The sequence below is a fragment of the Stenotrophomonas sp. 05N37 genome (genome assembly GCF_056397365.1).
Genome location: NZ_JBFTNG010000003.1, coordinates 73,807 through 88,403, shown reverse-complemented (window position 1 = coordinate 88,403; position 14,597 = coordinate 73,807). Strand labels below are relative to the sequence as shown.

Here is a 14,597-nt window from a genome sequence, read left to right as displayed (position 1 = left end):
ATATGGGCAGCTGCTCCCTATGGAGCGAAGCAGGGAGGTCGGAACCGAATCTGCGCTGAGATCAAGGCATGCGAGGCGTGATGGTCGGCCACCAGGTCAAAAGAGAGCAGATTGAATCCAGGACAGTCTGGCTGCGTGGCGGCGCACCCCCGCATCAACACCCGGAGTACCCGTGCAACGGGAAGGTGTTGCCGCTCCCCGGCGATCGCGCGCCTCATCCAGCGCTACGCCGAAGCCCTCGGCTCCAGCGGGATACGGACCTCGCCCGCCGGCGACGTCGCCACCGGAGGAGGACACGAACGCGGCGCTCTGCTCAGGGCTGAAGGCCAGTCCGTTCGGATGACGTAGAACACGCCCGTCGTTATACACCTGAGAAGTACACGGAAAACACCTTATCAGTCATCCATACGTGCTTTAGACGAATTTGCGACACTAGACCGGCCTTCGCTTCCGCAGCTGCAATCAGACGGGGATCGCCACTGGACATTACCTGGTTGAGTTCACGCCTTGCTTCGACTATGAACGTACCCAACCGTCCTTGCAACGCTTCTATGGCGCGTTCCAATCTGGGAATTAACGAAGGTGGCGTTGCCGCAACGATGTTCAGCACCTCTTGGAGGCGCTCTATATGATCGGGGTAGTCGCGGAGCTTCTCCAGCAGCTTCGCAGGAACGGGGGGATGATTAGTGGTCAAGATGGCGCTCCCTTTTTCATTGCGGCCAATGCCTCTTCAATGATCACATGTCAGCCGGAACTCGGTTCCGCTCGTGCACGCGCTTCTGAGGTGTGTCTTCATCCCGCCTCTGCTCTTCGTCATTCGCAGCGAAGAAGAACAACATGCCCTGCTCGGGCATCTGCGGCTCCATGCGGGGCAACTCAGCGCAATCGATCTGCGCCAGGAAGTGATTGGGCGCTGGCTCGCCGTAAGTTGCGCCAATCAGCCATTTCAGTCCCGGCGGCAATTGTAGAAGTCCGCCCAAGCGGCTCCTCGCCTGTGGGAAGGCCGTGGGTGGATGAGGACGCTGTAGCATGGTCCCTGTCTTACGGTGCCTGGGGAAGTACGCCTCCAGTTCGGCTCCGGCGGGATGGTCGCGCAAAGCGGCGTCGTACGGGAAGCAGGAATCCATTCGTTGTATCTCCAAGGGACGAGGCGAGGCAAGTCATTCAGCATTGCCGGGCTAGTTTGAAACCCGGCCCATAGGGCCGGATATAGGAAACCCCTGAAAATCCCCAGCGGCAACTCTCCCATCGAGCGAGCACCGTGCAGGGAGACATGACACAAACCTCCGCCTCAACCCATCCCAAACGGACAGCAGTGCCACCCTTGCTGCCGCCGCGCCATCTCCTCCATATCCCAATCATTTGGGGCAAAGGCCGGCGCTTCTTCGGCCAAGTCACCGCCTGCCGGCGATGCACCCACACCGCACATCGCATACTGGGGGGCATCCAAGCCTCCGGCCGCCCGCACTGCGTCGGGTTCGGACTGCCTGGCCACATACTCCCGCATCAACTGCCGCAGCACCTTGGAGGCGGGGCGCTGCTCGCGTGCTGCGGCATCCTGGAAGCGGGCGCGTAACGCGGCGTCCATCTCTAGCTGCATGAAGACACTCTGGTTCATGAGTTGCTCCTTCTGCTGGGTAATGACAGGGGTTGCACATCCACGCCGCACCGGGCGCGCGGCGACGTGTTGGCGTTGCGCCTGCCGCCGCACAACGTTGCCTGGCCCGGGCACACGGTGGCGCCATGAAGCGATGCGGCTCATGCGGGCGGACACGCGACAGCCGGGCAAGTACCCACCGCCCGGGTGAGCGCTGCCGCTCAACGGGCTTGCCGCTGCAACTTCCTGGGGATCTTTGGGGGCACCACCACCGGCCGCTCCACCACCGTAAGGGTGATGATGCCGTGCGTGGCCTCCACCTTCAGGCGGGCGCCTACGTCGAAGCCGAGCTTGTCCAGCCAGCGGCCGCGCAGCTTGAGGTAGGGAACAATCTCGGTGGGACCGTACTCTTCGCGGTCCGGGTACGTCAGCGCGCCTACGCGGTAGCTGCGCGCGGGGCGGGCGTAGGGTTTGCGCTTGGGGCGCGCGTCATCGGGTTCGTCTTCCCACGGCGTCAACATGTTGGACCTCCTGCAGGGCTTGCCCTTGCCCGGATGGCAAGGGCGTCGGGAGGTTAGAAACCGTCTAGTAGCAACCGGCGGGCGTATTTCCACGAGGGTGTTGTATTAGCCACCCTCCCGACAAATAGACGTCCAACATTCTGCTACTAGAAGAGTTTCTACGCTCCGATGAACACCATGCGCGTTGGTGCGGAGGATGGGAAATCGCTTGTTCCTGTTGATGTGGCGGGGGTTGGTTGGCTGCGTCTACGGTGCGACGCAACTGGCCCGGTTCAGTCGCAGGCCTTGGGACGGGGTGGCGGCATGCTCTCTGGCCTATCGGGAGGACCACAGATGACCAGGATTGACGGGGATTGGCTTGAGGCGTTCGACGAGGCCATGTTGGGCGTCTTCGCTATCGACCGTGCGGATGCGGGCATGGATCAGCACCTGTTGGAGTGCTACTCGGACTTGCCGGCAAGGGAGGCTGCTTTGGCGTTTGGGGAGGACTATGAGCTTTCCCGCGTGGATACGTTTCGGCCCGTCCGGGGGCTCGGACTGAGCAGCTAAGGGGCCTTTTAGCCCCGCCCGTGCTCTATTCCTAGCCCGCTTCAGGACATTACATGTAGCTGATTGCGTCACACCCACCTGCTTCGACATACACTCTGCCTATCGAACTAAGAGTTCGCATAGCAGGGCATGGATGCATGAAGAGGTGGACTCATGAACAACTGCAGGCGTCCGTGGATGGCTATTTAGCCATGAGGGCGCAATTGGTTAATGGCGAAAGGGTCAACAAGACCCAAACCTATCGCGCTCTGGCCGAGGAGCATGGTAAGGACGTAGGCGCGTGGGCTCGCAGGTTCGGAAACATCTCCCAGGTGATGGACGAGCTGGGTTATCGCCTCACTCCCGGCCTGAAACCTCTGCCCAATGTCGGCACCAACGTGACCAAGCGCTTGGCGTCAATGATCCAGGCCCGCATTGGTGACGTAGAGGCGGGGTTGGCCGATAGGGCAGTAAGGGCCGAGCTCGCTGATGCCTCGGCAGGGCTCGGCTACGATGAAAACTTCTCGCCGACCACCGCCCAGGATCAACGTGTCCGGGCGATGAGAAGCATCGTTCAAAGGAGAGGGCAGCTAGCGTTTCGAAAGGCGTTGATAGAGGCTTATGGAGGGCGATGCGCCGTATCAGGATGTGGTGTGGTTGATGTGCTGGAGGCTGCACATGTATTTCCATATTTAGATGGTGAGACAGATGTTGTTAGCAATGGCCTGTTGCTTCGCGCTGACATCCACACCATTTTTGATCTCTACTTGCTCTCCGTCGACCCAGAGACCAGGCGAGTAGTAGTTAGTCCAAAGCTAGAACGGACTGAATACGGTGTGCTTCACGGGGTGCCGCTTCCAGACACTGCTACGGGCTTCCCAACCGCAGGCAAGCTGTCACTCGAGTGGCATCGGTCTATGTGCCGTTGGTAGTCTGAATCGAATCTCCGGAAAGCCGGGACCCATCGCTCGTACGAGACCTGAATTGAAGGACTTGCACAAATGACTCGATCTGAAAGAGCTTGCCAAATCTGGGCACTACTGGCTTGGGCAGCAAAGAATAGGCAGTCGCTCACCTATAGCCAGGTTTCGTCCCTAATAGGGGTTCCGCGAAGCGGCGTCGGCAGGATGCTTGAGCCGATTCAGTCGTACTGCATTCTGCAAGGGCTGCCGCCTCTAACTCTCCTTGTTGTTCAGCAAGAGTCGGGCCTCCCTGGCTCTGGATTCTCAGGTGCTAGTGCAGAAGACCTTGCCAGTGCGCAGATGCGAGTGTTCGGAGAAGACTGGCTGGCCAGAGGGAACCCCAACCCTGACGCCTTTGAGTCGGCCGTTCTCCAGCATCCGTCCAATGGACTATGAACGCTTTATTCTCTACGTTCCTAGAGGCGCTGCAAGAAGGCTCTTCCATTGACTAGTTCGCGAATCGCAACCGCTCCGCCCTTCTATTTATGTCTCTCGGATGACAGGCAAGGTGCGAACCATAATACGCCCTGCGTCAACGGAGACTATTGGAGAATCAGATTGACGCTCACATTATCGTGATGGAGCGAATGAATATCGCCCCCCCGGCCCGCGCCGCAGCTTTCGAATAACGTTCATAACTAGCAGACAGAAGGAAATACTGATGGAACAGATTCACTTTTCTGATGCAATGGCTAAAGATCGGATTCAAACTCTATTTAAGTCCTCTCGCCTTATTCCATTTTTCGGAAGCGGCTTCACAAAGGACGCACCAGCGAAGCGCGGGCGAGTCCCTGACGCTGCCGGCCTGACCGCCTTGATTGTAAAGGTCGCAATGGAGAGCAGGCCCGATGCGGCCGCGGAGCTTAAGGGCATTAGCTCGCTTAAGCTGGCATTCGGCCTGCTCGAGATGCCGGCCTACATAACAAAGAAGAAGTCTCAAGCTCTACTAGCGAGCATATTTTCTGAAGTCGACCTCTCCGACAATCATAAGACTCGCCTCTTGGGACTAGACTGGCCACATATTTTTTCCTTCAACATTGACGATGCAATCGAGAGAGTTTCCAGCTCTTATAAGATTCTAAGGCCGAACAGAAAAACATCACGCGAGTTCATAAGCTCACACAGATGTCTTTTTAAGGTGCACGGCGACATCTCAGAATTCTGCGCCGAGGACGACTCAAATTTGATATTTACATGGAGAGATTACGCCCATAGCATTGAAAGCAACAAGGCGTTACTTGGATTCCTAGAGGAAGAGGCGCAGAATTCGTCATTACTGTTTATCGGATGCAGCCTCGATGCGGAAATGGACCTCATGCACCTCACAAAGAACACTCCATTTTCGAAATCCATATTCATAAAGAGAGGGAAAGCGACCCTGTCCGAAGAGATCACACTTAGAGACTACGGGATTGAAACCGTAATTTTCTTTGACAATTACAACCAGATATATGAATGGATTTTTGGGACACTACAAGGCGTCAAAAGAACTAGTCCAACGCGGGACCTTGGCTTCAATGATTCCCGACTGACACAGAAGGACGCCATTAAGCTAATAGCCAGCGGCGGTCCGGTTTACCAAATATCTGACGGCAAGCGCATTGCGCGGTCCAGCAGTACGTTTGCGCCGAGAACCTTGGTAAACGAGGCAGTAAAATCACTAAGAAATAACCAGTGCTTATTGGTCACCGGAAAGAGATTTTCTGGAAAGACCATATTCGCCTTCCAGCTTGCCCTCGCACTGAAAGAGTATGGAATAACTTTCTGGGGGTCTACAGACTCCTACTCCCCATCTTCCCGTCGAGAGCTTCAATCGCTGCAATCTCATATATTTTTGTTCGACTCGAATTCTCTCGATCACGAGTCGTCATACGAGGTACTAAAGGCAGAGATCCAACAGACCAGTCGAATAGTATTCATCTCGAGTAATGGTGATGCCGAGAGTCTCAGGCACAAGCTGGTAGACAAGCAAATTAAGTTTGAGGAGATCTCACTGAAGAGTGACCTCGACAATACGGAAGCTGCAGCATTTAGAGGCAGCCTATCTGGAAGCGGCTTGCCTCTGTACAAGAACGACGAGACCCTTCTCAGCTTTGCTTTCCGTTGCTATGAGGAGTTTAAGGGAGAGCTTGGCAACTCCGAGCTTTTCTCCAAAAGCTTCGCGAATGAAACATATCTGGTTCTAATCTTGATCGCGGCATTTGGAGGAGCCGAGAAGACGCACATTGACGCTGTCCTGGAGCACTTCGATGTGGATGGCTTTGTGAAGGCCAATGACCGTATGTTTGAGATCGAGTACCCCCCGGTTGGCTCCCCAGTCTTGACCTGCAACTCGCCAGTCTGGCTTCTCAAGGCCGTCCAGGATCTTGTTCATAAGGACAAACAGGCCTACAAGGACTTCGTTCGCGTAATCGTTTCGCTGGAAAGCAAGGGATTTTCCACATTAGCAAGGGACCTGATTAGGTTCGACAAGCTCAATGAGCTATCAGGCGGCGGCAATGTTAAAATATTTATTCGCAGCCTTTATACTGAAATCTCTGAAATATATAAGGGTGATTCACATTACTGGTTGCAGCGCGCCAAAGCCGAGCTAATTTCGGCGCAGAACGCAGAGGAGATTGCCGACGGGGTTCGCCATGCGAAGAAGGTCAGGCTCGATACAGCGGATACGAAAAATCGCACCTATTTCAGTGCGACATTAGTGTTGACACAGCTTTTTGCCCGCGGGTACAAAATTACAAAAGACAAGAAGTATTTAGTTTCATTTGTTGATCCATGTTACGAGTCAATTAGCAACTACGCCAATAACCGTCGCCATGTCGATGACATGGCAAAAGTCAGTGAGGTGCGTCAAACAGTCCGCGCGCTGCGCGATGCTGCAATACTGGAACTCCTCCCCCAACGAGAGCGCATACAACATATCACGAGCTTTTTTGGCTGACCCCCCCCCAACTTCCATCGCGCCGGGATCCGTGGCAGGTCTTTCTGTTGCTCGGATTCCGGCCTGATCAGGGTCTTCTATTGCCTGGAACTCATCTTTTCTCTCGTAAGCTCCCCGTCAATCAGACATTTCTAAAGTGGAGCTTCTGGCGTGAGCGGTACGGTACTCGACGGGGCCCATGCCGCTGAATAAGTCATGTGGGCGGATCTCGTTGTAATCGATTATCCACCAATGCACTGCCTCGCGCACTTCCTCTAGGCGTGCGAACAGGTGTCGGCCCAGCACCTCCCCGAGGCAGGTGTGATTGAGGCGTTCGATGAAGGCGTTCTGGTTGGGTTTTCAAGTTTGGATCTATCGCAGCGCTACGCCAGAGAGCTTGGCCCACTGGGTAAACACTTCGCCAGGGACTTCGGGACCGTCTTCCGATCTTAGAACCTGCGGAAATCCATGATCGCGGTTGAGCCGCTCGAATACGCGTACCAGACGCCCGGAGTTGAGCGAGGTTTCCCGCAATGTGCCGCACCTCGCGGTTGGAGTCATCGACCATATTGAGTGTTCGGAATCGTTTGCCGCAGGCCGGTGCGTCACTCATTAAGTCCATGGACCAGATAGTATGGGAATGCTTGGGAGATACAGCGCACCCGCTAACGTTTTGGAAGACGGCGCTCGGCCGCTTTTCTCACGTTGAGCTTCATGGCCTTGTACGCGCGATAGCTTCGCTATCGTTGACGATGCCGCCCACGAGGCAGTTGCGATCGAAGCAGAGCGCGCCATATCCGGCCAAGGCGGGTCCAGGGTGCTGGGCAGACTGGCCATGCAGCGCGGCTTGCCACGGGTGATCAGCACAGACAACGGCAAGGCATTTTGCGGTAAGGCCTTGGTGGCGCGGGCTCAAGAAGGGCGTCACCTTGCGTCTGATCGAGCCCGGAAAGCCGAACCAGAATGCTCACGCCGAGTCCTTCAACGGGGTCTGCGCGATAAATGTCTCAACGAGCACTGGTTCCCGACGTTGCTCCATGCCCGAACCAGCATCGAAAGCTGGCGACGGGACTACAACGAAGAAAGACCCCAAAAGCATTTGGTGGCATTACACCTGCCGAGGATGCCGCGTAGATGGCAATGAAGACAGATAACATCAGCAACGGACTCTAAAGTTGGCCGTTAATCAGACTGGGAGACGCCGGTTGGCATAAATTTTGCCTTTCAACATGTTATGCCCAACACAAGATTCCTGACACTCCCGACAGCCGGGGCATCCAGGCCGGGCCCAAGTTACACAGCTATCTGATGTTCTGTCGCTTTATTTCAAAAGCCAGAAACGGCGCCATTTCCTCCAGCACTGCAAAATTAATCGCGCCGCTTTTATAGTTTCCAAACCACCTTACACGAGTTCTCACGCAAGTTGTCTCGTCATTGAGACCAAGATATCCGATAGTAGCATCTGCCAACGCAGTCAGTTCGGCGTCAAATCCCTCTCCCACTCGAATTAGCAGTGCGGGAAACACAATCTCAAATAAGCCAAGGGGTATGGACATCGGGTCGACCACACTGCGGGTACCGCGCCGTCCATTCAAACGACCACACACAAATCGAAAATTACTCCACTCGTAGGCCAAATCCGGCCTGTGGTCTTTAGGAAGGAAATGCTCCACTGAGTTCGCCCCTGTATCATCAGGGACAAAGTGACTGGAATATTGACAAACCCCGCCATACACATCGCGCATCATTGATATCGCGTTTCGCCAATACTCCTTTCCCCGCCATTGGCGGCCCTTGGGACGAGGAACCTCCATTAAGAATTTGAGCCCTGGTGCCCTTACCTTACTCTCAAAATCCGGTTGGTTAATCGGCTCTTTCGGCACTACCGGCAGCATCTACGATCCCCATTTTTATCGCGTAAGGTAACCACCTGGGCCAGAAGTCATCGTCTCCGGCGAGCGCAGAGAGCAATTTGCTATGAACCTCCGCAGCGAACTCTCTATTCTCGGTTCTGGATAGCATCACGAGATGAGCGCTCTCAATGGCGCGCTCACCAACTAGCGAGCGGGATTGACCGAGACCGAATACATCACTTGTAAGCCACCTATCGACACTACCCTCCTTTTGAAATTCCATTTCTCTGAGTTCGACTTCTCCATCTCTGTAGTCGAACTTGAACAAAGTATCGAGCTGTTCATCGAATACTGGCTCAATCGAAGCCAGCACAAGGGGGGAGTGCGTTGCGACATGCAGCTGCACGTTCGCCGCAGAAACCTTAGCAATCGCGGTACAAAGCGACGGGAGTACAGTTCGCTGCCACTTTGGATGGAGATGGGCCTCCAACTCATCCACAATGATGACAATGTTACTTGCAGACGGCCTATCAAAGCTTCGGGCTGCGTCCACATGCCTATACCACCCCCAGACAAGCAAGTACGCGAGAGAGAGCACCCTAGAGGTAGCCGCCGAAGCCTGCGAGAGCAGAACGTCCCCATAAGGCATCCTTATGGTTGGAAGCTCCATTTCGTTGGGCGGGAGCTTCACAGGGTCTCCTGCACGGAGTACTACGTCGTCCGGCGAGAGGGAGGCAAGCGCCGCCTCCAGCGCCTCCCACCGCTCACGGTGCCGGGATGGATTTAGCTGCCAGCTTACCCAGTCGTACATAAGTCCGTTGCAAAGCGAAATTCGATAATCCCTATTCGTCTTGCCGTTACGTATTTCGTCGGCACTGAGTTGTAATCTCACCAAATCATCCACGGCGTCTGGTGAAATCATAGGATCCCACACCAGCGCAGAGCCATCATGTCTTGCATAGATCACGAGTGAGGCACCGGGTACAGCAGCATCCATAAGCCATGAGCGATTCTTCCAGCTAAAGAGAGCTTTCCTTTTAGTATCACCCTCCTTCCTCATCGATAGAATCGCGAATAGCTGAGATTCTCGCCCAGAGTGCAACGGAGGAAGCAAACTATTTGCAGCCCAAGAACCAGTAAGTGCCCACCATATCGCATCCAATAGAAGGCTCTTGCCGAGACTATTGTCCCCAGTGATGATATTCATCCGGGGACCGGGACTATACGAAATTGAATTAATGGGCCCGACGCCCTTAATCCTAAGCTCATTCAACGCAACGCCTTTCGTGGACACAGCACCTGGGGGAGAGCCAATTAAGTCCTCTAGCACAGATGTACCCATGGGCAGATCTGCGAAATCTCGCCGAAATTTATCCTCGATGTAAAAGAGAGCAGCGAACTCGGTTTTCGTTATTCTGAAATCGGATACAAGACGCTCTAGCATCCCGTCAATTGTTGCATGATCTCCGAGATCAATCTCTCTGTAAAGCCAACTCGCCAGCGATGCCGCGGGAATCTTTACCCCCTCTTGGAGCTGATAAAGAACTTCAGTGTAATTGTCCACCCAGCACCAAGAGGAGGTACCTTTTTCATGAACAAAAGCGCGCTGAAATGTATCAACTACGATTCTCTGGAGACTAGTGCTTCCGTAACGCTCAGCCAGCCAACGCTGCGCAGGCCTAGAGGATTTGAATGGACTGTAGTAACCAGAAACGCCAGGCAAAGGGCGGAAATGTGTATTGAGATGCTGGTTCATCACTGAACTGAAATTTATCTCAGCGGGAGTTCCCACTGGCAATCCAGCACGCTTAAACGCGAGGTAAGCAAAACCGTAGAACGCATGAACACCTTGGAGGGCGACTAGCGCATCTGCCACCATGTTTGATGAGACAAACATCTTTACCCCTCGATTCGCTTTACAGCGTGCTGGCAATAATCAGCATTGAGGTCCACACCTATGGCATGGCGCCCCATTGCCACTGCAACCCTCGCAGTGGTGCCACTACCCAAGAACGGATCAAGCACCAACCCTCCGTTTCTACAGCCCAAGGAGATGCACTTCTCCACCAGTGCATCAGGAAATGGTGCTACGTGAGCCCTATCCTCTCGCCGAGGGCGTGCAGAAATTTCCCATACGTCCTCCACTCCATCCAGTGCGTCGCGATCAAAATGATACTTCGGACTCTTGGAGAAGATGAAAACGTTCTCATGCGTTCTCCATGGCCTATCATGCGCAGTCGGCTCCGGCATTGCCTCACTCCGCACCCAAATCACGGAGGACCGTAAAGTCCAGCCATCCTTCTGCAGTGCGAGTGCAACTCTCCATGGAATCCCGATCAATGACTTTCTTGGAAGACCAAGACCTGGGCCATCGACAGGCCGCAGTCCGAACCTTCGCGCGCGATGTTTCCGATCTCCTCCCTTCGGCAATCCTTTTGCAGAATAGTATGTATCTCCGATGTTAATGAATACTATGCCATCCTTTTTTAGCTTACTTTTTATTTCTTGAAATACGCTAGCGAGGCGTGAAACATACTCATCAATAGAGCTCTCAAGACCAATCTGCCCCTCTACCCCATAGTCACGCTGAGAGTAGTAGGGAGGCGAGGTAACGACGCAGTCCACGCTTTCATTTTGGAGTACTGATTCAATTACCTGCTTCGCATCTCCGCAGTAAACGCTCCATCGTTCACCAGACCCCATCAATTTGGCGAAAGAGGAGGTCCCAGGAGTCCCGATGGACACTTCGGAGTCAGCCAAATCAGCTTGGTTGGCCAACACTTGTTCACTATTCATACTAAATGTTCATCTAGGAATGCCGAGCAACTGCTACCGGTACTTCGGAGAGGCCGAGAGCTCACTCAGACGTTGCCGCTATCCTAACAAAGGAAAAGGCGGCCTTGCGGCCGCCCTTGGTTCACCAAGCTCTCACTGACTCAAACCCCGACAGGATTAGCCTTCTCAGGATCAATCTTGTACTGCTTGATCGCCCGCGCCACATCCTTACCGGTCATCTTCCCTTCCTTCGCCAGCGCCGCAATCGCGGCATGCGCGATGTAGTACCGGTCAACCTCGAAGAAGCGACGCAGGTTGGCACGCGTGTCCGAACGGCCGAAGCCATCGGTACCCAGCACCGTGTACGACATCGGCACGAACGAGCGGATCTGGTCCGCGTACGCACGCACGTAGTCGGTGGCAGCAATCGCCGGGCCCTGGCGGCCTTCCAGCAGCTCGGTCACGAACGCCTTGCGCTGCTCGCCTTCCGGGTGGAAGCGGTTGTAGCGCTCCACGTCGAAGCCGTCGCGGCGCAGCTCGTTGAAGCTCGGGCAGCTCCAGATGTCGGCGGTCACGCCGAAGTCCTTGTCCAGCAGCTCGGCCGCGGCAATGGCTTCGCGCAGGATGGTGCCCGAACCCAGCAGCTGCACGCGCAGCTCGCCCTTCTTGGGCTTGCCGGCGTCGGTGAGCAGATACATGCCCTTGACGATGGATTCGGCGGCACCTTCCGGCATTTCCGGGTGGGTGTAGTTTTCGTTCATCAGGGTGACGTAGTAATACTCGTCAATCTGATCTTCCATCATGGCCTTGGTGCCGTGCTGCATGATCACCGTCACTTCGTAACCGAAGGTGGGGTCATAGCTGCGCACGTTGGGGATGCCACCGGCCACCAGATGGCTGAAGCCATCTTCGTGCTGCAGGCCTTCGCCGTTCAGCGTGGTGCGGCCGGCGGTGCCGCCCAGCAGGAAGCCACGGGTACGCATGTCGGCGGCCTGCCAGGCAAGGTCGCCCACGCGCTGGAAGCCGAACATGCTGTAGTAGATGTAGAACGGCAGCATCGGCACGTTGCTGACCGAGTAGCTGGTACCGGCGGCCATCCACGAGGCGATGGCGCCCGGCTCGCTGATGCCCTGCTGCAGCACCTGGCCGCTCTGGTCTTCGCGGTAGAACATGAGCTGGTCGGCATCGACCGGCTTGTACTTCTGGCCGAACGGGGCGTAGATGCCGATCTGGCGGAACAGGCCTTCCATGCCGAAGGTACGGGCTTCGTCGGCCACGATCGGCACGATGTGCGGGCCCAGTTCCTTGTCGCGCAGGGTGATGTTCAGGCTCTGCACGAAGGCCATGGTGGTGGAGTAGCTGCGCTCGCCGCTGCTCTTGAGCAGGCGCTCGTAGCTTTCCAGCTTGGGCGCGACGAAGCTCTTTTCGGCCTTGCGACGGCGCTGCGGCAGGTAACCCCCCAGGGCGGCGCGGCGTTCCTGCAGGTACTTCACTTCCGGCGAATCCGGGCCCGGGTGGTAGAACGGCACCTGGCCATCGGCCAACTGCGCATCGGTCACCGGGATGTTGAAGCGGTCGCGGAAGTGGCGGACGGCGTCGTCGTCCAGCTTCTTGGTCTGGTGGGTCGGGTTGAGTGCTTCACCCGCGCTGCCCATGCCGTAGCCCTTGACCGTCTTGGCCAGGATCACGGTGGGCATGCCCTTGGTGTTCACCGCTTCGTGGTACGCGGCATACACCTTGTGCGGATCGTGGCCGCCACGGTTGAGGCGCCAGATGTCGTCGTCGGACAGGCCGGCGACCATCGCGGCGGTCTCCGGGTACTTGCCGAAGAAATGCTCGCGGGTATACGCGCCGCCGAAGGCCTTGCAGTTCTGGTATTCGCCGTCGACGGTTTCCATCATCAGCTTGCGCAGGACGCCGTTGGTGTCCTTGGCCAGCAGGGCATCCCAGTAACCGCCCCACAGCAGCTTGATCACGTTCCAGCCGCCGCCACGGAAGACGCCTTCCAGTTCCTGGATGATCTTGCCGTTGCCACGCACCGGGCCGTCGAGGCGCTGCAGGTTGCAGTTGACCACGAAGATCAGGTTGTCCAGGCCTTCGCGGCCTGCCAGGGCGATCGCGCCCAGGGTTTCCGGCTCGTCGCTCTCGCCGTCGCCGATGAAGCACCACACCTTGCGGTCGGACTTCTCGATCAGGCCACGGTTTTCCAGGTAACGCAGGAACTGCGCCTGGTAGATGGCGGCCAGCGGGCCCAGGCCCATCGAGACGGTGGGGGTCTGCCAGTAATCGGGCATCAGCCACGGGTGCGGGTAGCTGGAGAGGCCACCGCCGTCCACTTCCATGCGGAACTTGTCCAGCTGGGCTTCGTCGATGCGGCCTTCCAGGAAGGAGCGCGCATAGATGCCCGGGGCGCTGTGGCCCTGGATGAAGAGCAGGTCGCCGGGGTGGTTGTCGCTGGGGGCGCGCCAGAAGTGGTTGAAGCCCACGTCGTACAGCGTGGCGCCGGAGGCGAAGGAGGCGATGTGACCGCCCAGGTCGCCGGGCTTGCGGTTGGCGCGCACGACGGTGGCCATCGCGTTCCAGCGGATGATGGAACGAATGCGCCATTCCAGTTCGGCGTTGCCCGGGCTCTTGGCCTCCAGGGTCGGCGCGATGGTGTTCACGTACTCGGTGGTGGGAGAGAACGGCAGGTACGCGCCCGAACGACGGGTGAGCTCCACCATGCCTTCCAACAGTTGATGCGCGCGCTCAGGGCCCTCGACATCAATTACGGCCTTCAGCGACTCGATCCATTCCTGGGTTTCCACAGGATTCGGGTCGTTGTTCAGCACCTCGTTCAACCAGTTCATTTGCGCTCCCATGACCGCACGCACGCGCGCGACTGTTTTAGATTTCTAGCCGCAAAGTGTAGCGCACCAAGGGGTTTGCTTACTTCGCTACGGGTGCGTATGGAAGCGGAGGGGGCTGTCTTTGGGACAGTGGGGGGACAGGTGGGTGGGTGCGCGATGGTGGTTCCACGCGGTGTTTTGGCTGCGCTTCGTGCGATGGCCGGGGCGTTGAAGGGGGACAGTGCGGGCGTGTGGGGCGTTTGCGGGATGCGTGGATGGCGTGGTCGGGTGGGTGTGGAACAGGGGCGTTTTTGCGAGGCGTTGGCAGTGACTGTTCCATGCGGGGTACGCACCGTCGCGGTGACGGCCGCCGGGGAGCGCCGCGCTGCGCGCGGTGAGCCGGGCATGGCCCGGCTCTACCGGCTGGGTCGTGGGGTCACCGGGGGGCGGAGGATCACGGTTATCAAGGGATCACCGGGGGCGGGGATCACCGGGGCGGGATTACGAGTGGATCGCGGGATTACCGGTGGGGTCGGGAGGGAATCTCGCTTGGTGGCGCGATCGCGCGTGGAAGGCGCAGTGACGGCGGAACGCATGGCCGGAGCGTCAGGCG

At 56.9% G+C, this 14,597-nt stretch carries 11 protein-coding genes and 2 pseudogenes; 4 read left to right on the top strand and 9 right to left on the bottom strand.

Features of this window, described 5'->3' with window-relative positions; translation table 11 throughout:
- Positions 1 to 361: 361 nt before the first annotated feature.
- The 4 genes from AC1DGC_RS10980 to AC1DGC_RS10965 all read right to left on the bottom strand — a co-directional run bounded on the left by AC1DGC_RS10980 (position 362) and on the right by AC1DGC_RS10965 (position 2,118).
- Entirely contained in the window at positions 362 to 694 is a 333-nt protein-coding gene (locus AC1DGC_RS10980) for a hypothetical protein (RefSeq protein WP_478047848.1), read from the bottom strand.
- A gap of 43 nt (positions 695 to 737) precedes the next feature.
- Positions 738 to 1,127 (bottom strand): DUF1963 domain-containing protein, encoded by a 390-nt coding sequence (locus AC1DGC_RS10975; protein ID WP_478047847.1) that lies wholly within the window; start codon positions 1,125 to 1,127, stop codon positions 738 to 740.
- A gap of 164 nt (positions 1,128 to 1,291) precedes the next feature.
- Positions 1,292 to 1,618 carry a hypothetical protein gene (locus tag AC1DGC_RS10970; protein ID WP_478047846.1) on the bottom strand — a complete coding sequence of 109 codons (327 nt, stop codon included), beginning with the start codon at positions 1,616 to 1,618 and terminating at the stop codon, positions 1,292 to 1,294.
- A 200-nt stretch (positions 1,619 to 1,818) separates the two neighbouring features.
- Complete coding sequence (locus tag AC1DGC_RS10965) at positions 1,819 to 2,118, bottom strand: SymE family type I addiction module toxin (protein ID WP_478047845.1); 300 nt, start codon at positions 2,116 to 2,118, stop codon at positions 1,819 to 1,821.
- Positions 2,119 to 2,451: 333 nt separating this feature from the next.
- Here AC1DGC_RS10965 and AC1DGC_RS10960 point away from each other — a divergent pair, with 333 nt between their 5' ends.
- The 3 genes from AC1DGC_RS10960 to avs5 all read left to right on the top strand — a co-directional run bounded on the left by AC1DGC_RS10960 (position 2,452) and on the right by avs5 (position 6,549).
- The gene (locus AC1DGC_RS10960; protein ID WP_478047844.1) at positions 2,452 to 2,667 is read left to right on the top strand and encodes a hypothetical protein; all 216 of its coding nucleotides are present in this window, start codon (positions 2,452 to 2,454) and stop codon (positions 2,665 to 2,667) included.
- Positions 2,668 to 2,804: 137 nt separating this feature from the next.
- A complete protein-coding gene (locus AC1DGC_RS10955) occupies positions 2,805 to 3,578 on the top strand; it encodes an HNH endonuclease (protein ID WP_478047843.1) in 774 nt (257 codons plus the stop codon).
- A gap of 691 nt (positions 3,579 to 4,269) precedes the next feature.
- Positions 4,270 to 6,549, top strand: coding sequence for an AVAST type 5 anti-phage protein Avs5 (gene avs5 / locus AC1DGC_RS10950; protein ID WP_478047842.1), 2,280 nt, complete (start codon positions 4,270 to 4,272; stop codon positions 6,547 to 6,549).
- Positions 6,550 to 6,666: 117 nt separating this feature from the next.
- Here avs5 and AC1DGC_RS10945 read toward each other — a convergent pair.
- Positions 6,667 to 7,268: pseudogene (locus AC1DGC_RS10945) on the bottom strand (integrase core domain-containing protein); the annotation flags it as partial.
- A 2-nt stretch (positions 7,269 to 7,270) separates the two neighbouring features.
- On the opposite strand from AC1DGC_RS10945, the pseudogene AC1DGC_RS10940 reads away from it, so the two are divergent.
- Positions 7,271 to 7,662: pseudogene (locus AC1DGC_RS10940) on the top strand (integrase core domain-containing protein); the annotation flags it as partial.
- Between the two features lie 167 nt (positions 7,663 to 7,829).
- On the opposite strand, the gene AC1DGC_RS10935 reads toward AC1DGC_RS10940, so the two are convergent.
- The 4 genes from AC1DGC_RS10935 to aceE all read right to left on the bottom strand — a co-directional run bounded on the left by AC1DGC_RS10935 (position 7,830) and on the right by aceE (position 14,005).
- Positions 7,830 to 8,423 carry a hypothetical protein gene (locus AC1DGC_RS10935; RefSeq protein WP_478047841.1) on the bottom strand — a complete coding sequence of 198 codons (594 nt, stop codon included), beginning with the start codon at positions 8,421 to 8,423 and terminating at the stop codon, positions 7,830 to 7,832.
- Entirely contained in the window at positions 8,392 to 9,945 is a 1,554-nt protein-coding gene (locus tag AC1DGC_RS10930) for an AAA family ATPase (protein WP_478047840.1), read from the bottom strand. The genes AC1DGC_RS10935 and AC1DGC_RS10930 overlap by 32 nt, the downstream gene beginning before the upstream one ends.
- Positions 9,946 to 10,280: 335 nt before the next feature.
- On the bottom strand, positions 10,281 to 11,084 hold the full coding sequence (locus AC1DGC_RS10925; protein WP_478047997.1) for a DNA-methyltransferase: 804 nt from the start codon (positions 11,082 to 11,084) through the stop codon (positions 10,281 to 10,283).
- Positions 11,085 to 11,317: 233 nt separating this feature from the next.
- On the bottom strand, positions 11,318 to 14,005 hold the full coding sequence (gene aceE, locus AC1DGC_RS10920) for a pyruvate dehydrogenase (acetyl-transferring), homodimeric type (RefSeq protein WP_259207332.1): 2,688 nt from the start codon (positions 14,003 to 14,005) through the stop codon (positions 11,318 to 11,320).
- Positions 14,006 to 14,597 lie beyond the last annotated feature (592 nt).

What these genes read in the sequence shown, in the direction of transcription:
- AC1DGC_RS10975 (WP_478047847.1), bottom strand. Translation starts at nt 1,127, where the DNA reads ATGGATTCCTGCTTCCCGTACGACGCCGCTTTGCGCGACCATCCCGCC.
- AC1DGC_RS10970 (WP_478047846.1), bottom strand. Translation starts at nt 1,618, where the DNA reads ATGAACCAGAGTGTCTTCATGCAGCTAGAGATGGACGCCGCGTTACGC.
- AC1DGC_RS10965 (WP_478047845.1), bottom strand. Translation starts at nt 2,118, where the DNA reads ATGTTGACGCCGTGGGAAGACGAACCCGATGACGCGCGCCCCAAGCGC.
- AC1DGC_RS10960 (WP_478047844.1), top strand. Translation starts at nt 2,452, where the DNA reads ATGACCAGGATTGACGGGGATTGGCTTGAGGCGTTCGACGAGGCCATG.
- AC1DGC_RS10955 (WP_478047843.1), top strand. Translation starts at nt 2,805, where the DNA reads ATGAAGAGGTGGACTCATGAACAACTGCAGGCGTCCGTGGATGGCTAT.
- avs5 (WP_478047842.1), top strand. Translation starts at nt 4,270, where the DNA reads ATGGAACAGATTCACTTTTCTGATGCAATGGCTAAAGATCGGATTCAA.
- AC1DGC_RS10935 (WP_478047841.1), bottom strand. Translation starts at nt 8,423, where the DNA reads ATGCTGCCGGTAGTGCCGAAAGAGCCGATTAACCAACCGGATTTTGAG.
- AC1DGC_RS10925 (WP_478047997.1), bottom strand. Translation starts at nt 11,084, where the DNA reads ATGGGGTCTGGTGAACGATGGAGCGTTTACTGCGGAGATGCGAAGCAG.
- aceE (WP_259207332.1), bottom strand. Translation starts at nt 14,005, where the DNA reads ATGAACTGGTTGAACGAGGTGCTGAACAACGACCCGAATCCTGTGGAA.